Annotated in this window: 18 protein-coding genes and 1 tRNA gene; 14 read left to right on the forward strand and 5 right to left on the reverse strand. The window is 57.8% G+C overall.

What is annotated here, in order from left to right; translation table 11 throughout:
- Positions 1–41: 41 nt before the first annotated feature.
- Both HY26_RS17445 and HY26_RS17450 read right to left on the reverse strand, forming a co-directional pair.
- Positions 42–1,790 carry a M28 family metallopeptidase gene (locus HY26_RS17445; RefSeq protein WP_034765021.1) on the reverse strand — a complete coding sequence of 583 codons (1,749 nt, stop codon included), beginning with the start codon at positions 1,788–1,790 and terminating at the stop codon, positions 42–44.
- Between the two features lie 68 nt (positions 1,791–1,858).
- Entirely contained in the window at positions 1,859–2,755 is an 897-nt protein-coding gene (locus HY26_RS17450; RefSeq protein ID WP_034765208.1) for a pirin family protein, read from the reverse strand.
- Positions 2,756–2,802: 47 nt separating this feature from the next.
- Between HY26_RS17450 and HY26_RS17455 the strand changes: the two genes are divergently transcribed.
- The 4 genes from HY26_RS17455 to clpX all read left to right on the forward strand — a co-directional run bounded on the left by HY26_RS17455 (position 2,803) and on the right by clpX (position 6,501).
- The gene (locus HY26_RS17455) at positions 2,803–3,399 is read left to right on the forward strand and encodes a uracil-DNA glycosylase family protein (RefSeq protein WP_034765018.1); all 597 of its coding nucleotides are present in this window, start codon (positions 2,803–2,805) and stop codon (positions 3,397–3,399) included.
- Positions 3,315–4,376 carry an alpha/beta fold hydrolase gene (locus HY26_RS17460; RefSeq protein ID WP_112074225.1) on the forward strand — a complete coding sequence of 354 codons (1,062 nt, stop codon included), beginning with the start codon at positions 3,315–3,317 and terminating at the stop codon, positions 4,374–4,376. Before HY26_RS17455 ends, HY26_RS17460 begins: the two co-directional genes overlap by 85 nt.
- Before the next feature lie 113 nt (positions 4,377–4,489).
- Positions 4,490–5,113: an ATP-dependent Clp protease proteolytic subunit gene (locus HY26_RS17465; protein WP_034765015.1), complete on the forward strand. Its 624-nt coding sequence runs from the start codon at positions 4,490–4,492 to the stop codon at positions 5,111–5,113.
- A gap of 125 nt (positions 5,114–5,238) precedes the next feature.
- Positions 5,239–6,501, forward strand: a complete 1,263-nt coding sequence (gene clpX, locus HY26_RS17470; RefSeq protein WP_034765012.1) for an ATP-dependent Clp protease ATP-binding subunit ClpX — start codon at positions 5,239–5,241, stop codon at positions 6,499–6,501.
- Between the two features lie 153 nt (positions 6,502–6,654).
- Here the strand turns inward: clpX and glnA are convergent, their stop codons facing one another.
- The gene (glnA, locus tag HY26_RS17475; RefSeq protein WP_034765010.1) at positions 6,655–8,058 is read right to left on the reverse strand and encodes a type I glutamate--ammonia ligase; all 1,404 of its coding nucleotides are present in this window, start codon (positions 8,056–8,058) and stop codon (positions 6,655–6,657) included.
- A 53-nt stretch (positions 8,059–8,111) separates the two neighbouring features.
- A complete protein-coding gene (locus tag HY26_RS17480; RefSeq protein WP_034765007.1) occupies positions 8,112–8,450 on the reverse strand; it encodes a P-II family nitrogen regulator in 339 nt (112 codons plus the stop codon).
- Positions 8,451–8,969: 519 nt separating this feature from the next.
- On the opposite strand from HY26_RS17480, the gene HY26_RS17485 reads away from it, so the two are divergent.
- The 6 genes from HY26_RS17485 to HY26_RS17510 all read left to right on the forward strand — a co-directional run bounded on the left by HY26_RS17485 (position 8,970) and on the right by HY26_RS17510 (position 16,023).
- Positions 8,970–9,509, forward strand: a complete 540-nt coding sequence (locus tag HY26_RS17485; RefSeq protein ID WP_034765005.1) for a histidine phosphatase family protein — start codon at positions 8,970–8,972, stop codon at positions 9,507–9,509.
- A gap of 7 nt (positions 9,510–9,516) precedes the next feature.
- Positions 9,517–10,959 carry an NAD(P)H-hydrate dehydratase gene (locus HY26_RS17490; protein WP_112074226.1) on the forward strand — a complete coding sequence of 481 codons (1,443 nt, stop codon included), beginning with the start codon at positions 9,517–9,519 and terminating at the stop codon, positions 10,957–10,959.
- 139 nt (positions 10,960–11,098) lie between these two features.
- Positions 11,099–11,183, forward strand: a tRNA-Leu gene (locus HY26_RS17495).
- Positions 11,184–11,340: 157 nt separating this feature from the next.
- Entirely contained in the window at positions 11,341–12,786 is a 1,446-nt protein-coding gene (locus HY26_RS17500) for a hypothetical protein (protein ID WP_112074227.1), read from the forward strand.
- Positions 12,787–12,928: 142 nt separating this feature from the next.
- Entirely contained in the window at positions 12,929–14,671 is a 1,743-nt protein-coding gene (locus HY26_RS17505; protein ID WP_112074228.1) for a PQQ-dependent sugar dehydrogenase, read from the forward strand.
- A gap of 26 nt (positions 14,672–14,697) precedes the next feature.
- Positions 14,698–16,023: a glycosyltransferase family 87 protein gene (locus tag HY26_RS17510; RefSeq protein WP_146740269.1), complete on the forward strand. Its 1,326-nt coding sequence runs from the start codon at positions 14,698–14,700 to the stop codon at positions 16,021–16,023.
- Here HY26_RS17510 and HY26_RS17515 read toward each other — a convergent pair.
- Positions 15,942–17,246 carry a glycosyltransferase family 87 protein gene (locus tag HY26_RS17515; RefSeq protein WP_112074230.1) on the reverse strand — a complete coding sequence of 435 codons (1,305 nt, stop codon included), beginning with the start codon at positions 17,244–17,246 and terminating at the stop codon, positions 15,942–15,944. The genes HY26_RS17510 and HY26_RS17515 overlap by 82 nt on opposite strands.
- A gap of 487 nt (positions 17,247–17,733) precedes the next feature.
- On the opposite strand from HY26_RS17515, the gene HY26_RS18905 reads away from it, so the two are divergent.
- The 4 genes from HY26_RS18905 to HY26_RS17535 all read left to right on the forward strand — a co-directional run bounded on the left by HY26_RS18905 (position 17,734) and on the right by HY26_RS17535 (position 21,851).
- The gene (locus tag HY26_RS18905) at positions 17,734–19,275 is read left to right on the forward strand and encodes a YncE family protein (protein ID WP_146740270.1); all 1,542 of its coding nucleotides are present in this window, start codon (positions 17,734–17,736) and stop codon (positions 19,273–19,275) included.
- A complete protein-coding gene (locus HY26_RS17525) occupies positions 19,265–20,410 on the forward strand; it encodes an acyltransferase (RefSeq protein ID WP_158531551.1) in 1,146 nt (381 codons plus the stop codon). Before HY26_RS18905 ends, HY26_RS17525 begins: the two co-directional genes overlap by 11 nt.
- A gap of 81 nt (positions 20,411–20,491) precedes the next feature.
- On the forward strand, positions 20,492–21,439 hold the full coding sequence (locus HY26_RS17530; protein WP_034765187.1) for a glycosyltransferase family 2 protein: 948 nt from the start codon (positions 20,492–20,494) through the stop codon (positions 21,437–21,439).
- A gap of 1 nt (position 21,440) precedes the next feature.
- A complete protein-coding gene (locus tag HY26_RS17535; protein WP_158531552.1) occupies positions 21,441–21,851 on the forward strand; it encodes a GtrA family protein in 411 nt (136 codons plus the stop codon).
- Positions 21,852–21,855 lie beyond the last annotated feature (4 nt).

Consider the following 21,855-nt stretch of genomic DNA (forward strand, 5'->3'; position numbering starts at 1 on the left):
AAATTGCCCTCCGCCGGTATGATCCGGCGGAGGGCGATCGATCAGTTTTCGCCGAGGCTGGCCTTGCGGGCTGCTTCAAACTCGTTGCCAGGATACCAAGTCGGCCAGGCATCGGATTGGGCGATGGACTTGCCGACTTCGAAGAGCGCGGTGACGTCTTCCACATTGCCGGAAAGGTCCCAATCGTCAGTGTATTCGTCCATGGGCTTGTGGTAGCGCTGCTCATTGTAGGCCTGAGCGATTGCCTTGCCTGCAGCGATGCCGCCATCCACCTTGTCCTCACCGCCATCGGCATACAGCATCGGTACGCCGCGCTTGGCGAGCGAGATATGGTCCGAGCGATAGAACGATCCGGCTTCCGGTTTGGGATCCGGCTTCACGACCCGGTCTTGCTTGGCGAGGTATTCTGTCAGCATGTCTTCCAGTTCCGAAGCGCCATAACCGACCACCACCATGTCATGTGTGCGCCCAACCGGCAGGGAGCCGTCCATGTTGATGCCGGCAACAATCTTGTTCAGCGGCACAGTCGGATGTTGCGCGAAATACTCGGAACCGAGCAGTCCGGACTCTTCCAGTGTGACAGACAGGAACATGACAGAGCGGTCGACCGATTGCGCCGCCATAGCTTCAGCAATTTCCAGCAAGGCGGCAGCGCCGGTTGCGTTGTCTACGGCACCGTTGAAGATCTGGTCCTGGTAGAAGTCCTCGCCAGGAGCTCCGGTCTTTTCGCCGGACTTCTTGCCGAGGTGATCCCAGTGAGCCGTGTACAGAACATACTCGTCCGGTGTGGTCTGGCCTGGGAGTACACCGATGACATTGTGGCTGGTCAGGGGTTCAATCTTCTGGGTGATCGCACCCTGAGCCTTCAGTCCGGTGAGCGGCACCGGTTTGAAGCCGCGTTCCTTGGCGGCATCCTTCAGCGTCTCGTAGTCGAGCCCGGCAGCCTTGAAGAGTTCTTCGGCTTTATCGCGGGTGATCCACGCTTCCATCGTGGTGCGGTCCTCACCACCATTTGCGCGCACGAGATCCGATTGAGCGCCTGACCAGGAGTTCGCGACCACGTCCCAGCCATAAGCAGCAGGCGCTGTTTCGTGGACGACGATCGCAGCAGCAGCGTTCTGGCGGGCCGCTTCTTCATACTTGTAGGTCCAGCGGCCATAATAGGTCATGGCCTTGCCTTTGAAGAGGTCTGGGTCCTGTGTTGCAAAGCCCGGATCATTGACCAGGATGATGACCGTCTTGCCGGTGAAATCCTGATCGTCGTAATCGTTCCACTCATATTCCGGAGCGACCGCGCCATAACCGACAAAAACAACATCGCTCGGGTCGAAGGAAAGCTCGGTCGCATTCTGGCGCTTGGTCCAGATTACCGCATCGTCTTTCAGTGTGGTCGGGATCTCCGTGCCGTCTTCTGACGAGAACGACAGATAGGATTCAGATGGGTCGATGGTCTGGTTCACCATCTGCACTTCCTGAAGATAGCTGCCATTGGCTGCGCCAGGCTTTAGCCCAATCCGGTTCATCTCGGCGGCAATCCAGTCAGCTGCAGCTTCGCCTGTCGGCGTACCGGGACCCCGGCCTTCAAACGTATCGTCTGCGAGAGTTTTGATACGGACCGCCAGATCGTCGGCCGAAATGTCTGCGACCGTACCTTCCGGAAGCGGCATCAGCAGGTCCGGTGTCGCTGCAGCTGCATTGGTTTCTGCTTCGGGGGTGGTGTCGACCTTGGCGGCTTGTTCTCCACAGGCGGTCAACGCCAGCAGGGACGCTGCCAGGAACAGCTTCTTCATGAGATTCTCCGTAACAATCCTGTTAGGAGGGGTTTTGCACGTGCCCGGGCGAGGGGCAAGCTTGTGCCTCATGGGAGCGGGATCCATTCCTCTTCGTCGCCGGGAACCGTTGGAAAGCGGTCAGATCCACCCGAGCTGACCGAATGTTGCCAATCCTGTTTCGCCTGATCGATAAGCGTCTGATCGCTGGCGACGAAATTCCATTCGATTTTGCGTGGCCCATCCATGGCCGCGCCGCCGCAGATCACACCTTTCGTACCAGGCTCCAGCCGAATGGCGACATCGATGCCCCTGGCCAGTACGAGCATCTGTCCTTCGCCGAACGTCTCACCGCCAATCACAGCACTGCCGCTGACGAGATAGACTGCCCGCTCTTCGGCGAGTGTGTGTGGAAGGATCAGGTTGGCGCCTTCATCCGCCTCGAAAGCCACGTACAGGATTGGCCATGGGAACTGCACGGGTGAGACTTTTCCGAATGCCTCACCAGCGAGCACACGCATGCGCGCGCCTCGGTGATTGAATTCCGGTAGCGCATCGGCCGGATGATGGTCGAAAGCTGGTGGAATATCCTCATGGGTCTTCGGCAGCGCGAGCCAGGTCTGAAGGCCGTGCATGCTCTGACCTGCCTCCCGTTCCGGGGCTGGGGTTCGTTCCGAGTGGACAATGCCGTGTCCGGCGGTCATCCAGTTCACTGCGCCTGGGCGAATGACAAGATCTGTTCCGAGGGAGTCCCGATGTTCTATCGCGCCTTCGAACAGGTAGGTGACGGTAGACAGACCGATATGCGGATGCGGGCGCACATCGAAGCCTTCACCGGGCGCGTATTCCACGGGTCCGAAATGATCGAAGAAGACGAATGGACCGACCATGCGTTGCGCATGGAAAGGCAGCACCCGGCGAACACGGAAGCCACCGCCCAGATCGCGTGCTCTCGGTTCAATTCTTCGCGAGATTGGTTCGCTCATGCTCAGGACTCCTTTTCGCGGCCACATTCCCCCTCAAATATGGACGCATGAGCGATGATCTCCAGTCCCTGATTAATGAGATACGCCGGTGCCGCCTATGTGAGGCGGAAATGGAACGCGCGCCGAACCCCATTTTCCAGCTGTCAGCTGACGCCCGCGTTCTGGTCGCAGGTCAGGCTCCCGGCAATCTGGCAGACACGACCGGCACACCGTTCAACGATCCGTCTGGTGACCGTCTGAGAGACTGGATGGGCCTGTCACGGGAGGAATTCTACGACGCCAGCCGGATCGCGATCCTGCCAATGGGGCTTTGCTTTCCGGGCTATGATGCCAAGGGTGGAGACCTGCCGCCCATGAAGCGTTGCGCTGAGGTCTGGCGGCAACGGGTTCTGGAACAGCTTTCCAGGATCGACGTGGTCTTGCTGGTCGGTGGATATGCCCAGCGCTGGCATCTTGGGCGCCGGGTCGAAAAGACACTGACAGCGACGGTCGCGAACTGGAAATCCTATGCTGGCGATCGCATTTTCACCCTGCCGCATCCAAGCTGGAGGAATACCGCATGGCTGAAGCGCAATCCCTGGTTCGAGGACGATGTGCTGCCCGACCTGCGGAGCGCGGTCCGTTCGGCCTTGTCCGAAAGCTGATCGTGCTGGCAATGCTGGCCGTCAGTGCCTGTGCAACGCCAAAGGTTCAGGAACCGCTCTCCATGACGCAAACCGTGACACCCGAACTGAAAGTGGAAGAAAACAAGTTTGTGTCGTTCGACGGCGCCGAGCTGGGGCTGACCTATTGGCCGGGGCAGGAGGCCGGAGAGGCCGCAGGACATGTTGTGGTCGGCCTGCACGGCATGAACGATTATGCGAACGCGTTCCACATGGCGGCGCCCTATTGGGCGTCGAAAGGCGTGACGGTCTACGCTTACGACCAGCGCGGCTTCGGCCGTTCGCCTGAGAGAGGAATCTGGCCTGACGAAGACCTGATGCGGGAGGATCTTCGAACGGCGGTGGACCTCGCCAGACAGCGTCACCCTGATGCTAAGATCACGGTGGTCGGAATTTCCATGGGTGCGTCGGTGGCCATGTCGGCGTTTGGCTCCGATTTACCGCCAGCTGCCGATCAGTTTATCGCGTCCGGACCTGGCCTGCGGGGCTGGGGCGCAATGAACCTCACCTACCGGACCAGCCTCTGGCTGTCTGCGCACGTCAGGCCGGGCTGGATCGTTCAGCCGCCGAGGCGTTTCGTTCGGATCGAACCCTCGGACAATATCGAGATGCTTCAGCGGACTTGGTCTGATCCGCTGATGATGCCGACCAATCGCATTGATCAGGTCTATGGGCTTGTTTCGCTGATGGAGCGGGCACATGAACGCGCCCCGAACCTGCCAGCAAGCTTGCCGACGCTCATGTCTTATGGAGCAAATGATTACGTTGTGCCGGCAAAGGGGGTGGAACGAACCGCGAAAGTGCTGCCGTCGCATGTCAGGACAGTCTACTATGAAAAGGGGTTCCACATGCTGCTGAGGGACCTTCAGGCGCAAACGGTACATGACGATTATCTGGCGTTTATGCTGGATCCGGCCGGTGAATTGCCCAGCAAGGCTGCTGAATGGCCGTTTCGCTAAGGCTTTCCACAGCGGAACGCCTCTTGCAGCACTGCCTGCGTGGACAAATATCAGTCATTCTGCCAGTTCTGGCAAAGTAGAGATTCCTTTTTTCGACGCCCGAGGCCCGACTTATGTCAAATTCGTACCAGACTGCCCTCAACCTAGTCCCCATGGTGGTGGAGCAGACCAGCCGTGGCGAACGGGCGTTCGACATCTTTTCGCGCCTTCTGAAAGAGCGGATCATCTTCGTGACCGGTGGTATCGATGATGGCATGGCCGCCCTGATTACAGCTCAGCTGCTGTTTCTCGAATCGGAAAACCCGAAAAAAGAAATCGCCATGTATATCAATAGCCCCGGCGGTTATGTGTCGTCTGGTCTGGCGATTTATGACACCATGCAGTTTATCCGGTGCTCGGTGTCCACAGTCTGTATTGGCCAAGCGGCCTCAATGGGCTCGCTTTTGCTCGCTGCTGGCGAGGCAGGGGCTCGTTTTGCCTTGCCTAATGCCCGCGTGATGCTCCACCAGCCGTCCGGTGGCTATCAGGGCGTTGCGACGGATATTGAGCGCCATGCCGAAGAAATCATTGATCTTAAGCGGCGCCTGAATCAGATTTACGTCAAGCATACCGGCCAGGACTACGACGCAATTGAGCGGAAACTGGATCGGGATACCTTCCTCACAGCTGAGGAAGCCCAGGAATTCGGCATCATCGACAAGGTGTTCGAACGCCGGGCCGTAGAGGATGACAAATAGATCGCGCGTCCCCGCGTATTGCGGCCCGGCACTTGCAGTGCAGGCCAATGCCCATATTGTTCTGTTAAGGAACTGGGTTTGGGCGCTTAAAACCACGTTAAGCCTTAACCGGCATTGAGGAAAGCATGACCAAACAAACCGGCTCAGGCGACTCCAAGAACACGCTTTACTGCTCGTTCTGCGGCAAAAGCCAGCATGAGGTGAAGAAGCTCATTGCTGGTCCGACCGTGTTCATCTGTGATGAATGTGTTGAACTCTGCATGGACATCATCCGCGAGGAAAACAAAACCTCGCTGGTCCGCTCTCGCGAAGGCGTCCCGACACCGCAGGAAATCTGCGACGTGCTTGACGACTATGTGATCGGACAGACCTATGCGAAGCGCATCCTGTCGGTTGCCGTGCACAATCACTACAAGCGCCTGTCTCATGCTGGTAAAACGGATGGCGTAGAGCTGTCGAAATCCAACATCCTGCTGGTCGGCCCGACGGGTTGCGGCAAGACACTGCTGGCCCAGACGCTGGCGCGGATCCTGGATGTACCGTTCACGATGGCTGACGCGACGACGCTTACTGAAGCCGGCTATGTCGGTGAGGACGTCGAGAACATCGTCCTGAAACTGCTCCAGGCGGCTGACTACAATGTCGAGCGCGCCCAGCGCGGCATCGTCTATATCGACGAAATCGACAAGATTTCCCGCAAGTCGGACAATCCGTCCATCACCCGCGACGTGTCGGGCGAGGGGGTCCAGCAGGCGCTTCTGAAGATCATGGAAGGCACTGTCGCGGCCGTACCGCCGCAAGGCGGACGCAAGCACCCGCAGCAGGAATTCCTGCAGGTGGACACGACGAACATCCTGTTTATTTGTGGCGGTGCGTTTGCTGGCCTCGACAAGATCATCTCTGCGCGCGGCGAAGCGGCCTCGATTGGCTTTGGCGCACCGGTGAAAGATCCGGAAGGCCGCGGCGTGGGCGAGATCCTGCGCGAAGTCGAACCGGAAGACCTTCAGCGTTTCGGCCTGATCCCGGAATTCATCGGCCGTCTGCCAGTCATTGCCACCTTGGAAGACCTCGATGAACAGGCACTGATCCAGATCCTGACCGAGCCGAAGAACGCACTGCTGAAGCAGTACCAGCGTCTCTTCGACATGGAGAATGTCCAGCTGACCTTCACGCCGGATGCGCTGACGGCCGTGGCTCGCCGCGCCATCGTCCGCAAGACCGGTGCACGGGGGCTGCGTTCCATCATGGAGAGCATTCTGCTCGACACGATGTTCGAACTGCCGAACCTGCGCGGTGTCGAGGAAGTCGTGATCAGCGGGGAAGTGGTCGATGGCAATGCCGAGCCGCTTTACGTTCACGCCAAGAAGAGCCAGCCAGAAGCTGGCTGACCTGGTGTCTCCAGACGACAGAGTTACAAAGCCCCGGTCGATGGACCGGGGCTTTTGTTTTGCGCGATTGGTTCCTGAAACGGTAAGGGCCGGTACCTTTCGGTACCGGCCCGGCCTTCCCCCGTGTGTCGGGTGATCTGATCGTCTGAGCGATCAGTATTTGTAGTACATGTCGAACTCGACCGGGTGCGGGTGGAGCTCGTACTTCATGTTTTCTTCCATCTTCAGGTCGATGTAGGCATCGATCTGATCGTCGTCGAAGACGCCGCCCTTCTTGAGGAACTCACGGTCCGCATCGAGGGAAGCAAGAGCCTCACGCAGCGAGCCGCAGACCTGCGGAATGGCTTTCGCTTCTTCCGGCGGCAGATCGTAGAGGTCCTTGTCCATGGCGTCGCCTGGATGGATCTTGTTCTCGATGCCGTCGAGGCCAGCCATGAGCAGGGCTGCGAAGGCGAGGTATGGGTTCGCCATCGGATCCGGGAAGCGGGTTTCGATGCGCTTGGCTTTCGGGTTGTCGCCGAAAGGAATACGGATCGAGGCCGAACGGTTGCGAGCCGAGTAGGCCAGCATGACCGGTGCTTCGTAGCCCGGGACCAGACGCTTGTAGCTGTTGGTGGACGGGTTGGTGATCGCGTTCAGAGCCTTGGCGTGCTTGATGATGCCGCCAATGTAGTAGAGGCAGGTCTCGGACAGGCCTGCATACTTGTCGCCGGCGAACAGCGGCTTGCCGCCGCTCCAGATGGACTGGTGCACGTGCATTCCGGAACCGTTGTCCTTGTACATCGGTTTCGGCATGAAAGTCGCCGTCTTGCCGTAGGAATGCGCAACGTTCTGGATCACGTATTTGTAGAGCTGAAGTCGGTCAGCCATCACGGTCAGGGTCGAGAATTTCAGACCGAGTTCGTGCTGTGCCGGAGCCACTTCGTGGTGATGCTTTTCCGGGTCGAGGCCGATGTCAGCCATGACCGACAGCATTTCGCTGCGCATGTCCTGTTCGGAGTCGATTGGCGGAACCGGGAAGTAACCACCTTTCGGGCCCGGGCGGTGGCCCATGTTGCCCATCGGGTATTCCTTGCCCGTGTTCACAGGCAGCTCAGTCGAGTCGAAGGAATAGCCGGTATTATGGGGCTCAACGCTCCAGCGCACATCGTCGAAGACAAAGAACTCCGCTTCCGGACCGAAGAAGACGGTATCGCCAACGCCGGACTGCTTCACATAGGCTTCGGCTTTCTTGGCGGTCATCCGCGGGTCGCGGTTGTAGGCCTGGCCGCTGATTGGATCCAGCACGTCACACATCACGGCGAGTGTGGTTTGCTGGAAGAACGGATCGATAATTGCGGACGCTGTGTCCGGCTTCAGAAGCATGTCCGACTCGTTGATGGCTTTCCAGCCAGCAACCGAGGAGCCGTCGAACATCTGGCCATCGATAAAGAAGTCGGCGTCAACCATGTCCTTGTGGAACGACACGTGCTGCATCTTGCCGCGCGGGTCTGTGAAACGAAGGTCCACGTACTGGACGTCTTCATCCTTCATGATCTTCATGAGGTTTTCAGCCATTGGAAATGCCCTCCATCAATAATTTGCTGAATTTGTTTGTGTGTCTGGCCGGATCAAAGTGCGGTTTCGCCGGTTTCGCCGGTACGGATCCGAACTGCATCGATAATATCGGAAACGAAGATTTTGCCATCGCCGATCTTGTCGGTGTGAGCGGCTTTCTTGATCGCTTCGACGGCACCGTCAACGGCACTGTCAGCCAGCACGATCTCGATTTTGAGTTTCGGCAAGAAGTCGACCACGTATTCGGCGCCGCGATAGAGTTCGGTGTGCCCCCGCTGACGACCGAATCCTTTCGCTTCGATGACGGTCATGCCCTGCAGGCCAATCTCCTGCAGCGCTTCTTTCACATCGTCGAGTTTGAACGGTTTGATGATTGCCTCAATTTTTTTCATGGCCCGTGTTCTCCCAGCCGCTGAGTGTCTGTCTGTAGACTCCGGTAGGCGGCTTCCCGTGCCTAGGCGAGACATTCATGCGTGTCAGGTGGCGTGAGGTTAAGGCGTGGTCGATTTTTGTGCGGCGTTGCTTCAAAATTGGTCAGAGGTTTTCAGGCTGGCACGACTGTTTGCAAATATTCAGGCCGTTGCGGATCCGGGGGGATGTGCTGTGGCGCCGGTGGATCGCAACGTAAACAAGTGGCCCGTTTGCGAATCCCTGCGCGCAGATTTCGGTCAGCAAGGACAGCGCGAGGTTCTGCTTCGCACCGCTCAAGGCATAGGCACCTGAGCGAAAACATCGGAGTCGCGTGGTCGGCAAGCCGCCGATCACGTTTCGCGGATCAGGAGAGTTGGCGTGCGATCCGCGGGCCTCGCACCTTAACAATTGCGGGTCCGTGGTCTATCAGCGGTCCTGCAAGCAATGGGATGAATCCAAAACACCGGTTCGCCCGACAAGACCGAATTGAGGGTATCAGCATGATCTATCTCGTCCGTCATGGCGAAGCGGCGGCGAGTTGGGGCAACCACCCCAATCCGGGGCTCAGCGAACTTGGTCACAAACAGGCAGAAGCGGCTGCGGCGACTCTTCTTGACCTGGGCGCGCGTAGCGCTGTCAGTAGCCCTATGCAGCGGTGCCGGGAAACCGCGGCCGCGTTCGAGCGCCTTGCGGGCGTAACTGCGCAAGTCGAGCCGGTTGTTTCGGAGATCGAGACGCCAGAAGGCGTGGGCGATCGCGTGGAATGGCTGCGCGCCTATATGGCCGGCACATGGGATGCCGAGGGCGCTGAGCATGATGCCTGGCGCAAGAAGATTGCTGCGGCACTGGCATTGCTGCCGGACAATACAGCGGTCTTTTCCCACTTCGTCGCAATCAATGCCGTGATCAGCCTGATTGATCAGGACACCCGGACGACTGTGTTCAAGCCTGGTCACTGCTCCATCACCAAGGTCGATTTCAGTGGTGCGGTGCCGCGCGTCATTGAATACGGAAGCCAGGCTGCCACACGCGTGCTATGAGCCCGTTATGGGCAGACCAATACTCACACCACAGGAAATGCAGGCCGCCGAGCAGGCGATGTTTGCACAGGGGCTCGACAGTTTCGAGCTGATGCAGCGCGCCGGCGATGCCGTCGCCGAATTTGTTCATGCGAACTGGCCGGAAGGCTCCATTCAGGTCCTGTGCGGACCGGGCGGGAATGGTGGCGACGGCTTCGTGGCGGCCGCAAAGTTGTCGAAGCTTTGGCGGGATGTGAAAGTCTATTCCATGGTGCCGGTCGCCGAGCTGACGGGTGATGCTGCCAAGGCGGCAGCCCTTTGGGAAGGCCCTGTCGGCACGCTGGAAGATGCGCTTGAGGCGCCACATGATCTTGTTCTGGATGGATTGTTTGGTGGCGGCCTGTCCCGGCCACTGGAAGGTGTCGCGGCACAACTGGCCCAGCGCGGTGGTCGTGTGATCTCTATCGATGTGCCGTCGGGCATCTGTGGCCTGCGGGCAAAACCGTTGGGGCCATGCTTCATCGCTGAAGGCACAATCACGTTTGCCGCGCTCCGTCCGGCGCATGTGCTCCGTCCGGCGTCTGCCTATTGCGGCAATGTCCTGGTCGCCGACATAGGCGTGACGGTGCAGACGCGGCTGATGGAGAATAGTCCGATGCTGTGGCTCCGCTTGTTGCCGCAACCCGGCATGGCGGATCACAAGCATAGCAGGGGGCACCTGAAAGTCCTGAGTGGCGGCGTCTCATCAACGGGCGCAGCGCGGCTGGCGGTGCGGGCGGGCCTGCGGATCGGCGCCGGGCTGGCGACCTTGTTGACGCCGCCATCGGCGCTGATGGTCAATGCCAGCCAACTGACGGCCGTGATGGTGAAGCCTGTCGATGGCACCGAAGAGCTCTCCGGCGCGATCCAGACGGCTTCGGTTGTTATCGCCGGCCCAGGGGCAGGGATCACGCCGTCGACACGCGCCAATGTGGAGACAATTCTGAACGGGCCAGGCCGTGCCGTGCTTGATGCTGACGCGCTGACTGTGTTTGAGTCACAACAGGATGAGCTGTTCAAACGTCTCCGCCCAACGGACCTGCTGACCCCGCATATCGGCGAGTTCAACCGCCTGTTCGGGGATCTGCTGGAGACCGCGACGAACAAGGTCGAGGCCGTGCGGCAGGCTGCGTCCCAGACCGGGTGCACCGTGCTCCTGAAGGGTCCGGACACAGTGATCGCGCAGCCGGATGGCGGTGCCGTCGTCAATATTCACGCCACGCGCTGGCTCGCAACGGCGGGCTCGGGCGACGTTCTGGCGGGCTTTGCAGGTGGCCTGATGGCGCAGGGAATTGACACGCTGGTCGCGGCTAGCATGGCGGCATGGATTCATGGCGAGGCCGGGCGGCGCGTCGGGGCGGGTCTGATTTCGGAAGACCTTGAGCGTCAGGTGCCTGACATCCTGAGCGCGCTGCACGGCGAGATTGGCTGATCCAGGGTGTTGGATAAGCCGCCGCTCAGGCAATGAAGAACACCATGAATACACCATGGAAGGACCATTTATAGCGCGCCTTCCGGTGCAGTGACCCGTTGTGCCCGCGCGCGCTCTCGCTTAAGGGTTCCGCCGGAACGCGGATGTGGCGGAATTGGTAGACGCACTGGATTTAGGTTCCAGCGCCGCAAGGCGTGGAGGTTCGAGTCCTCTCATCCGCACCATTTGATCTTTTTGGTTGCACCTTCTGCTCAGAACGCTCGCTCCAAATACTCCTGCAATAACTGGTAGATGCGTTTAATTACGTGCGGTTGCCTGACCAACCGGCGGCGTGCTACGGAATTTTTGGGACGAACCATAGAATGTGGGGCGGGGTAGATTATGAAATGGTCAATCGAGAGAACGGAATGGCTTCTGGCCGTTCTGGCCCTTGGGCTGGGACTTCTGACCGTGATCGGATTGCTTGGCCGCGGGCTTTGGCTCGACGAGTTCTGGACGCTCGCCTCGACCAGACCAGAACAGAGCTGGCGCCAGTTCTGGATGATCATGGCGAATGAGGTTCATCCGCCCCTTCACTATCTTCTGATCCAGATTTTCGAGAAACTCGGTGTCACGGATGTCGGGGCCCTGCGGGCGCTGAATATTCTGGGTGTGCCGCTGGTTCTTGGCGCTGCATGGTATGCTTATCGGCAGAAGGCGCTCGACCGAGGACAGATATGCGTACTTCTCGCGCTCTATGCCTCATCGCCGATGTTCCTGAGCACTTTTCCGGACCTGAGGGCCTATTTTCTGGTCTTCTCTTCCGGCATTGCCGTCGCCGTACTGGCGCGGGTTCTTCTCCAGATGGAGCTGCGTGAACAGCGGTGGGAGTGGCAGCCATTGCTGTTCTGGGGCCTGTCGCTCGCGATCTTCGTGAACCTGCACTATTTCTCGACTTTCATGGGCGGGCTTATGACGCTCGCACTGATTCTGGTGAAGCGGGGCCGGGGTGTCGTGCCTTTCCTTTGTGTGAGCGCGGCTGCTGCGGTGCCGGCCGTGTTGCTATTCATAATCCAGAGTCTGTCTTCCGGTCCCGACATCATCGACTGGATTCAGACGGGCCGGATCGACGCAATTTTCGTTATGATCGACGAGATCTGGTCGGCGGGTGCCAGGAACCTGGTCGCATTCGGGCTCTCGGTGTATGTCCTGCTCCTGCTGCTGGAGCGCCGCCTGAGCTGGAAGGACGTTCGCGACCCGCTTGTCCTGATCGCTGTCCTGATCGGATTTTTCGGCTTCCTCGTGTTGGCCAATGCTGTCCGGCCGCTCATCATTGACCGGTACCTGATTGCAGCGGGGGGATGCATCATCACCGCGCTGGCACTGCTGGCGGGAGGACCGCAAGCGCCGCGATGGTCTGCGATCGCGGTCTGCGTGTTTGCGCTCCTGTCCCAGGGGCGCGCAATCTACAAGGACACTTATGACAAAACGGGCTGGCGGGCAGGAGCGCAGACGGTTGCCGGATTGTTGGAGGATTGTCAGTCTTCACGCATTTTTACCGAGCCTACGAGAAAATCTGAGGCCGACTATATGATGACACATGCTGTCCGGTATGGCCTGGAATATTATGCCAGCCGCAACGGCTTCTCGTTTGAAGAACTTCAGAAGGGCGACACCGTGCCGGCGCCCGGGAAGTGCCCGAACATTATCTGGTTTGAGCATGTCCTGGATGCCGATGCCGGACGGGAAGACTTCCTGGCTGAAATCGAACTGGAATTCACGGGGCGTGTGGAGATGCTTCGCGCAGAAAGATCTATGATCCTCATTAATCGTGGCGCAGAATCCTGAAGGTCCGGCATGTGCAGATCTGTGAATGCATCCTTTGTGTTCCGGTCTTCTTTGAACAAAGAAGTCGGGTGAATGCTGTGTGTCCCCGGCATGGAAATTGCGCTAATATCGGCACGATAACAGGGCGTTGGAGAAGATTTCCATGAAATTGCTCGATGTCCTTCCGATATCACCGCGATGGCGCCGAATAGCCCTGGTCCTCCTGCTTCTTGCCGGCCTTGGCTTCCTTCTGATCTGTGCGGCGGCAGTCGGGTATTGGGCCGGAAAGAACAACACGCTCGAAAAGGTGAATGAGAAGATTTTTCAGCCGGCGCTGGCGCGCTTCGAAGCGCCCGCGGCTGAAGATGTTGTCACCTGGGAAACGATCCAGACGCATTTCTTCCCGCTTCAGATTGCCCGCATCAGCCTGTCTCCGAACGGCAGTCCAGCCATCTGGGCGCTGGAGGAGGTTGATGGAGACATCCTGTATGTCACACGGCTGGGCGAATTCGGTTACCTGGACAGGCAGAACAGTCTCCACCGGATCCAAGGGCTGCATGTTCCGATGGGTCTGGAGGAGTTGACGCAGTCGGAGCTGTTTCAGGATCCGATCTTTCAGCTGAGCGAATTCCGGACCTTCGACCTGTTGAGCATTCCGGCTGGCGGGAATCTATATGACCTGTATGTCAGCCATCACCGCTATCGGAATGGATGTTTCGAGGTCGTGTTGTCGCACACACAGTTGGCGAAGGATGATGCGGGCGTACATGCCGTGTCCGGAGCGTGGGACGAGATTTTTTTCACGGACCCGTGCATCCCGGTCAAATCAACCGGAATGCGCCTGGCAGGACATGAAGGCGGTGGACGTCTTGCGCGTCTGAACGGGGACACGTTGCTTCTTTCCCTTGGCGCGCATCAGTTCGATGGCGTGGACGGACCGTATCAGGTTGGCCAGGATAACAAGAACGACCTGAGCAAGATCATCGAGATTTCACTCAAGGATGGCAGCCACAGTTTCTATGCGCGCGGATTTCGCAATCCGCAGGGCCTGCTCGTCGCCAGCGATGGAAGGGTTTGGGAAACAGAACATGGTCCGCGTGGCGGGGATGAGGTCAACCTGATCCAGCAGGGTAAAAACTATGGATGGCCGATTGCAACGTATGGCACAAACTATGGTGCGGTTCCTTGGCCATTCAATCCGCATCCCGGAAAGCAGGTTGGTTTCGAACGCCCGCGGTTCGCCTTTGTGCCGTCGATCGGGATTTCCAATCTAATTGAACCCAGTGCGGAAGAGTTTCCCGAATGGGACGAGCATCTTCTGGTGGCCTCGCTTGCAGGAAATACGCTCTACGCCCTGAAAACGGAAGGTGACGACATTACCTATGCTGAGCCGATATCGATCGGCGAACGTATGCGGGACATCATTTCCCTGTCAGATGGGCGCGTCGCGATCATCACGGATTCCGGCTGGCTCATCTTCATACGCAATGGCGACAAGCACCGGGATAAAGCAGCTTCTTTCGAGGTTGCAAACCTGACCGAGCGGCCAAAATTGCAAGCTGCAGAATCTATCCCAACAACGGCAGAGGTTACGGGAAGCCGGGTGTTCTTCTATTATTGCGGGACGTGTCATACAACAGACGGCAAGACGCTTGTTGGTCCTCCGTTGAACGGTGTTCTTGGGCGGCGTGTTGGCTCTGTTGCAGATTATCCGTATTCGGCCGCGCTGGCGGATGTGAAGGGCCGCTGGACACCTTCGCGTCTGAGAAAGCTGCTCAACCATGACGGTGCCGGGTTCGATGAATCGGCCATGCCTGCCGTCAGTCTTTATAAAGATCAGTTTCAGGCACTGGTTGCGTACCTCCACACGACTGAAGCAAAGTCGGCTGAAGACAGGCTGGAGTAAGAGTGGCCGATATCGGGATCAGGCGGATGGCAGCAGTGGAATGGATCAGGAAACAGTGGGACGACCGCCGGATGCGGTTCCTCGTCTTTGCGGCTGCATTGCTGGCGGTGTCGCTGCCGCTGAATTACCTCATGCTTCGCCTGACCGGTTGGTCGGCCTGGTGGCCAACCTATAGGTGGCTGCTCGGCAATGCCGGGGAATCCGGGGACTCCTGGCACGTCATGGCGATTGCACTCGACTGGATCCGCAACAATCCGGATGGCGGCCTTTACGAAGCAATCTTCTTCGAAGGGCAGAACAAGTTTCAGTATGCGCCGACAAGCCTGTTGCCGCTCGCAGCATTCGAAGCATTGGGCATAGAACCAACGGTTGGATTCCTGAACGGGGTGAACCGGCTTTTCATCCTGGTGACAGCTGCGGCTGTCTCAGGCCTGGTCCATGTTCTGCTTGGACGGACGGAATTTCGGATGAGCCCGCTGCAGAGGGTTTTGGCCGCCGGCATGTCCGGTGCGGCCGTGCTGGTCTTCTATCCGGTCATGATGGCCTACAATCTTGGACAGCTTCAGGTGTGGATCAACATGCTGTTCGTGCTTGCCTGTCTGGCCTGGGCGATGGACCGGCGCGCGTCTGCAGGGGTCGCAATCGGATTGATCTGCCTGCTGAAGCCGCAATTCGGCCTTTTTCTGATCTGGGGGCTCATGAGGAAGGAGTGGCGCTTTGTCTTCCCGCTCTGCATCGTGGGCGCGGGCGGGCTCCTGATTTCAATCGGCCTGTTCGGATTCATGAACCATCTGGAATACATTTCCGTGCTGCAATTCCTGTCACGGCATGGAGAATCCTATTGGGCGAACCAGTCCATGAATGGACTGTTGCACCGTCTGGCAGGCAATGGCGTCAGTGACTGGGAGGCAGGCGGTTTCCCGCCATACTCACTCATTGTCTATGCAGGATCGATGATCGCCACGGTCGCCATTCTGGTGCTGGCGCTCCGCGTACGGCGGGGTGAAGGGGCGATGGCATCGCTGTTTGATTTCATGCTCGCTGCACTGGCTTTTACCGCAGCGTCTCCGATCGCCTGGGAGCATCATTATGGCGTCATGGCACCGATGTTTGCGGCGCTGTTCGTCATGGCGTTGACCAATTGGCGGCAAAACCCAAGCCCGCGTCCGCTCCTGATCGCCTTTGTGGTTTGCTACCTATTCGCGGCCAACAGCTTTGGATTCACGCGAGCCTTGGACGGGGCACCGCTGAATATAGCGCAGTCCTATCTTTATTTCTCTGCGTTGGGCGTGCTGGTCCTGTTGCGCCGGCTGGCCAGCGACCCTTCCGCGAGCCAGATAAGCAAACCGTAGAGCAGCAGACCGGCCCAAAGCAGGTGGGATGATGCGACGCCGGCGATGATGCCCGGCAGGCGCCCGGTTTCCGCATGGCCGATCCGTTCCGCCGGCATGGCGAGGACAAACGCAGCGAGCGCTGAGATTGCCGGCCAGGTCAGCAGGTCTTCGTTTTTCAGACGCGAATAGACGACAGAGAAAGCCGGTATCAGCCAAGTGTAATAGTGCGACCACGACACTGTGCTGGCGATGCAGATGAAAGCCAGCAAGAGGGAGATGTCCATGTCTTCACGGTCATCAGCGCCGCCTGCGCGTCGAGACATCCAGACACCAATTGCGAACAGGATCAGGGTCAGTCCAAGGATGACAGCTCTGGCAGATCCGGGAAGGGCGTGAGGCTCCCAATCCAGATAGGAGTCCGGTCCGAGCATGAACCGCAATGTGGCGGCCGCCAGGGATTGCGTGTTGAAGCCTGGCATGGGCGCGCCCGCATATTCACGGAAGTTGCCGATCCACAGGGCATGCATGTCCCAGCCGAACACCAGTAACGACAAGGCCAGAGTTCCGACGCACATTCCGAGACCGCCAGCGACCACGCGCCAGCGCTGGCGCAGGGCAAAATAGATCCCGATCAGGAGCAATGGCGGCTTGATGATGGCCGCGGCCGCAAAGACGATTCCAGCCAGATAGTCCCGCCGGGCACGGGACAAGACCAGCCCCCCGATCAGAGCCAGAAGCAGGATATGCGACGTGTTCCCTTCGCGCACGCTGTAGAGCATCGGCCCGAAGCTGGACATCACGAAAAGGCTTAATGCGGACACCTTGCGGTCGAAGCGGAAGTGCCGGCAAATTAGCCACCACGCCCCAATCATGGCGGCAATGCCTGCCAGCAGGAATGCCAGGGAAGCCATGTCATCCGGCAACAGGGCAAACGGCGTGAACAGATAGGCGACGATGGGCAGGTTCACGAACCCATGGGCGCCCAGCTCGATTTCCGGCCTCAAGGCTTCCGGCCCGCTGAGCACTGCCTGACCCGCGGCAAGATATGCGTCCGTAAAATCCTCGAACAGGTGTGGAGGTTCACTGATGGCAAACACGAAGGACGCCATCAGAGCGGACAGAATAGCGGTGATTGCAAATACCAGCCGGGCTGGCATCGCCGAGCGCGAGAGGCGCCAGATGATGGCCATGCCCAAAGCCGTTCCGAAGAGTTGAGCGAGGCTCAGCAGAAAAGTCGTCATTCTGTCCCTATTTACCCATCGGCGCCCCGGCAGCCAGGCCCCGTGTAGGGTATTAACCTACTTGCGTCATCCAGCTTCATGGACGCCTCGGGTTTGCCGCTTTTTCAGCAATCGTGATCTGTCTTCAATCAGATCGCACAATTCCATAGAGTTATGGTGTCATTCGGCAGAAAAATATAATACAATCATGATGTAAACCGCTAAAATTGGAATATAATCTGTGGCAGACTGGTGCAATCAGTGGGGCGATTGTGCGCGGTGACCTCCATCCGCTTCGGGTCTCCTAAAGGCGGCAGCAAAACGAGAACTTGGTTAATACCGGAGAAGGCGAACACCGGAACCGGCATCGAAATTGCAGTCGATCAGAAGATGAAAACGATCACTGCAGGCTGAATTGCTTAGTTTGGATGGAGTCAGCATTCGCGGCATTCGGGAATGTTCTGAAGTTGGATGCGGGGACTGCCGGTAGGCATGTAGGGGCGTAGAGTTGGCAAGTCTGATCAAAACACTGAACTCCAGATCGAAGCCGCAGGCCCAAAGGGCTTTATTCTGGTGGGGTGTGCTACGCGTTCCCGCAATCATCCTTGTGCTATATTTCCTCCGTCAGCTGGTCGCTGCGCTGCCGGTTTTTGACGGTGCCTCTGTAACCCTTCGTGTCATCGATATTTTCAGTGTTCCAGTATCGCGTGCCATTCTGCTTGTCGGATTGATTGCGGTTCTTGCTGCGCTGGTTGCCGGAACCAGCCGGCTCAAACCGTATACTGGCTATGGCTTGTTGATGGGCGCAGTGCTGATCGTCGAGGTGTTGCTATTCGAATGGTCTGGAACGCCGTTGAAGTTCGCAGCGATCCCCCTCCTGCTCGCGGCGACCAACTTCCTGCCCGAACAGGTAACCCGGCATTGGGTCACCCACCGCAACATGGCCTTGGCAGTCGGCGTAACCGAAGGCTTGCAGGTGCGGCAACATTTGCAGTGGCTCGGCAGATTAGCCAACGCGCCGCAATCTGTTCTGCCGGCTATACAGGCAACGGGCTGGGGGCTGGCGATATTTCTTGTCAGTGCCAGTACCTTGTTTTTCGTCGAAGGCAGGAAGCTTGTGTCTCTGGAGCAGTCGCTTCGTATGCCCGACAGCGCAACAGTTCTTATGCGGGGGGACATCAATGGCCTGGCGATCCTTCCAGGGCAGCGCCGACTGAACGTCACGGGGCACAGTATCCAGCATGTTCTGCAGATCGATCTTGATGATCCTGAGGCTCCGCCTGCAACTTCTCCGGTAGATACAGGCGGGTCGCAAGGGATCACGTTTGATCCGGGCACCCAGGAGCTGATCCTCTTCAATAATTCGACAAAGCACCTGCTGTTTGTGGATGCGGATACGCTGGAAGAGCGCCGTTGGGTAAATGTCAGTCATCTCGCCGACGGCGACCCGTGGGCATCAATCGATCCGATTTCCAACACCATCGCGCTGGTTTCTGAAGCGGATGCGGACAATGGAGTGGCCTTCCTGCTTTTGGACCGCGTAACGGGAGATGTTTTGGATACGCGCGATATAGATGCCGGAAATTTGCTCAAGCACCCGAACAAACCTTGGCTCTATATGAGTTTCTTCCGGCGAAATCCGGAAGTGCTTGTGTACGACATGTCACAAAGGGAGATCATCAAACGAGCATCCATTCCGGCCCGCGTAGACCGTATGGCTCAGATCGAGGAGACGAACGAGCTTCTTGTGACATCGCCGGTTGCGTCCGAGATCCTTAGACTGAATGCAGACACGTTGTTGGAGCAGGGCGTGCTGAAAGCGCCGTTCGGTGTCCGGACACTCGCTTTTGATCCAAAGCAGAAAATCCTTTTTGCCGGAAGCTTTACGACGGGCCAGATCAAAATGATCGACATGAACGACAACCATACGATCGGCACTGTTTACCTCGGGCCATGGCTACGTTCCATCGAGTTGGATACAGAGACTGGCACAGCGTTCGTCTCGTCAAATGGGGCTCTGTACAAGTGGGTCTACGACCGTGACAGATGAGCCTCTGCAGCAGAAATTGATACCAAAGGAGGGCAGTGCGGTTGCCGCACCGCCGTCGGTGTTGTCCGGGCATATTGGTGCGCTTGATGGTATTCGTGGCCTCGGCGTTCTGCTCGTGCTCCTGCATCACTACAGCGCAAGTAGTCGGGCGTTCGGGTTTGATAATCCGATCCTCAAACTGAGTGAGATTGGCTGGTCTGGCGTTGATCTATTCTTCGTCCTTTCGGGCTTCCTTATTACCGGCATCCTCTATGACTCGAAGGGTAAGGAAAAATACTTCGTCAATTTCTATGCGCGACGTACACTGAGAATATTCCCACTCTATTACCTGGCTGCCATCTTGGTCATCACGCTGGATGCATTCTGGCGCTATGACATGCTCGCAGATCAAAATCCGCTATGGATCCTGATGTATGTCGGCAACTTCCAGATGGCGCTTAAGGGAGGTGGAGGGATTCTCGATCATTTCTGGTCTTTGGCGATCGAGGAGCAATTCTACCTCGTTTGGCCAATGATTGTTCTTGCGCTTACGCGAAAGCAAATCATGCTTCTGGCGGTAGCTTTGATCGTGATTGCGCCAATCATCAGGGTTCTTTTGGTGGCGAATGGTGTGCCTGCCCTCAGCATCTACGTACTTACACCCGCTCGTATGGATGGGCTTGCATTGGGAGCTTTGATCGCTTTGGCAGTTCGCGGTCCGGGTGGCTTGGCAGCGCTGGTGCCCTGGGCCTGGCGGCTTGGGGGGCTTGCGTCTATCGGCTTCGTCACTTTGGTCTTGGTGCGCAGTACGTTCTCGCATGCGGATCCATTGATGCTTACGGTTGGCATCTCCATGCTGTTGACGATCAATGGGTGTCTTTTAATTCTGGCGATCACATTCCAGCCATTAAGAGTGGTAATGGAAACGCCGATCATGCGCTGGCTGGGCCGGTACAGCTATGGGCTATATGTCTGGCACCCGATCGTTAATGTCACTTTGCTTCATTCTCCGCTTACAGAACGGTTCGGAGAGTTGAATGCATTTCAATCGATCCTGCTGATCGGCTCTGCGTTCGGGCTAAGTGTGCTGGCCGCGGTGCTGTCTTACAAATTCTACGAGACGCCGTTCCTTCGACTTAAAAAGCATTTTCACTAGGTGTGCCCGGGATTTATGAGTAATGCGATGACCACGACACAGGAAGCGGCCACCACGGCAGTCAGTGCTGACATGGTACGAATGGTGGATGCTGGCACTTTGATTTCGATCGTGGTGCCGGTCTTCAATGAGGAGGAATCGGTTCTCGCGTTCATCAAGGTGGTCGGACCGATACTGGAAGGCACCGGCGCGAACTGGGAGCTGGTGTTCGTCGATGACGGAAGCAGCGATCGGACAGTCGATATTCTGCTCGCACAGCGGACCACGGTGCCGCAGATTAAGATCGTGAAGCTTAGCCGGAATTTCGGCAAGGAAGCTGCGCTCGCTGCCGGGCTGGATTTTGCGTCGGGTGATATGGTGGCGGTCATGGATGTTGACATGCAGGACCCGCCTGAGCTGTTGGCGCAGATGATCGCGCGTTGGCGGGAAGGATATGACATTGCATATGGCCGACGCGTTCAGCGAGACAGTGACGGCTTCCTCAAGCGGCTGACGGCTGGCCGCTTCTACAAGCTCTTCAACAGTATCAGCGATGCGCCGATCCCAGACAATGTTGGCGATTTCCGCTTGATGGACCGCAGTGTTGTCGACGCCTTGAACAAGCTGCCTGAACGCGTGAGATTCATGAAGGGTCTATTCGCTTGGGTGGGGTTTAAATCCATCGCGGTGGACTATGAGCGGCCCGCACGGCTGGCTGGGCAAACGAAGTTTCGTTACTGGCGCCTCTGGAACTTTGCCCTTGATGGCATCACGTCATTCTCGACGGTGCCGTTGCGCATCTGGACCTATGTCGGCTTGTTGATCGCATTGGTATCGTTTGTCTACGGCTCATACATAATTATGAGGACCGTGATCTTCGGTGTGGATGTGCCAGGTTATGCGTCGCTTCTGGTGTTGATCCTGTTTCTTGGGGGTGTTCAGCTGATGGGGCTCGGCATCATCGGGGAGTACCTCGGAAGAGTCTTCTATGAGGTGAAGCAACGACCTTTGTATTTGGCTGAAAAGCTCTACGGCTTTGAGAGAGATTGAGTTGAAGCCGGCAGACGTCCGCGAACTGTTCCGGCAATTGGTCACATTCGGTGTCGTTGGTGTCGCCGCGACGGTTGTTCACTATTTTGTCGCTTTGGCCGCATCTATGTTTATTCCGCTCGTATTTGCGAATCCGGTCGGCTTCCTTTGTGCGTTCTGGGTTTCCTATTTCGGTCATCTGCACTTGACGTTTCAGGTGTCCGGCATGTCGAAAAACCACCTTGCACGCATCGCAAAGTTTTTTGCCGTTGCACTGGCCGGATTCCTGGTCGGGCAGGGTGCGCTGGTGGTTCTTCTGTCGAAAATTCCCATGCTTGCTGACTGGCAGGCGCTGATGCTTGCGGTGGCGATTGTGCCGATCACCACATTTGTGATTTCCCGGATCTGGGTTTTTAAAGATTCATCGAGCTGACGGA

Origin of the sequence: Hyphomonas sp. GM-8P (assembly GCF_003263315.1) — a bacterium.
Lineage (GTDB): Bacteria > Pseudomonadota > Alphaproteobacteria > Caulobacterales > Hyphomonadaceae > Hyphomonas.

Bases quoted from the DNA above. Each gene is read 5' to 3' on its own strand.
- HY26_RS17450 (WP_034765208.1), bottom strand. From the start codon at position 2,755: ATGAGCGAACCAATCTCGCGAAGAATTGAACCGAGAGCACGCGATCTG.
- HY26_RS17460 (WP_112074225.1), top strand. From the start codon at position 3,315: ATGGCTGAAGCGCAATCCCTGGTTCGAGGACGATGTGCTGCCCGACCT.
- HY26_RS17530 (WP_034765187.1), top strand. From the start codon at position 20,492: ATGGTGGATGCTGGCACTTTGATTTCGATCGTGGTGCCGGTCTTCAAT.
- HY26_RS17500 (WP_112074227.1), top strand. From the start codon at position 11,341: ATGAAATGGTCAATCGAGAGAACGGAATGGCTTCTGGCCGTTCTGGCC.
- HY26_RS17485 (WP_034765005.1), top strand. From the start codon at position 8,970: ATGATCTATCTCGTCCGTCATGGCGAAGCGGCGGCGAGTTGGGGCAAC.
- HY26_RS17515 (WP_112074230.1), bottom strand. From the start codon at position 17,246: ATGACGACTTTTCTGCTGAGCCTCGCTCAACTCTTCGGAACGGCTTTG.
- glnA (WP_034765010.1), bottom strand. From the start codon at position 8,058: ATGGCTGAAAACCTCATGAAGATCATGAAGGATGAAGACGTCCAGTAC.
- HY26_RS17510 (WP_146740269.1), top strand. From the start codon at position 14,698: ATGGCAGCAGTGGAATGGATCAGGAAACAGTGGGACGACCGCCGGATG.
- HY26_RS17445 (WP_034765021.1), bottom strand. From the start codon at position 1,790: ATGAAGAAGCTGTTCCTGGCAGCGTCCCTGCTGGCGTTGACCGCCTGT.
- HY26_RS17455 (WP_034765018.1), top strand. From the start codon at position 2,803: ATGAGCGATGATCTCCAGTCCCTGATTAATGAGATACGCCGGTGCCGC.
- HY26_RS17505 (WP_112074228.1), top strand. From the start codon at position 12,929: ATGAAATTGCTCGATGTCCTTCCGATATCACCGCGATGGCGCCGAATA.
- HY26_RS17490 (WP_112074226.1), top strand. From the start codon at position 9,517: ATGGGCAGACCAATACTCACACCACAGGAAATGCAGGCCGCCGAGCAG.
- clpX (WP_034765012.1), top strand. From the start codon at position 5,239: ATGACCAAACAAACCGGCTCAGGCGACTCCAAGAACACGCTTTACTGC.
- HY26_RS17480 (WP_034765007.1), bottom strand. From the start codon at position 8,450: ATGAAAAAAATTGAGGCAATCATCAAACCGTTCAAACTCGACGATGTG.
- HY26_RS17465 (WP_034765015.1), top strand. From the start codon at position 4,490: ATGTCAAATTCGTACCAGACTGCCCTCAACCTAGTCCCCATGGTGGTG.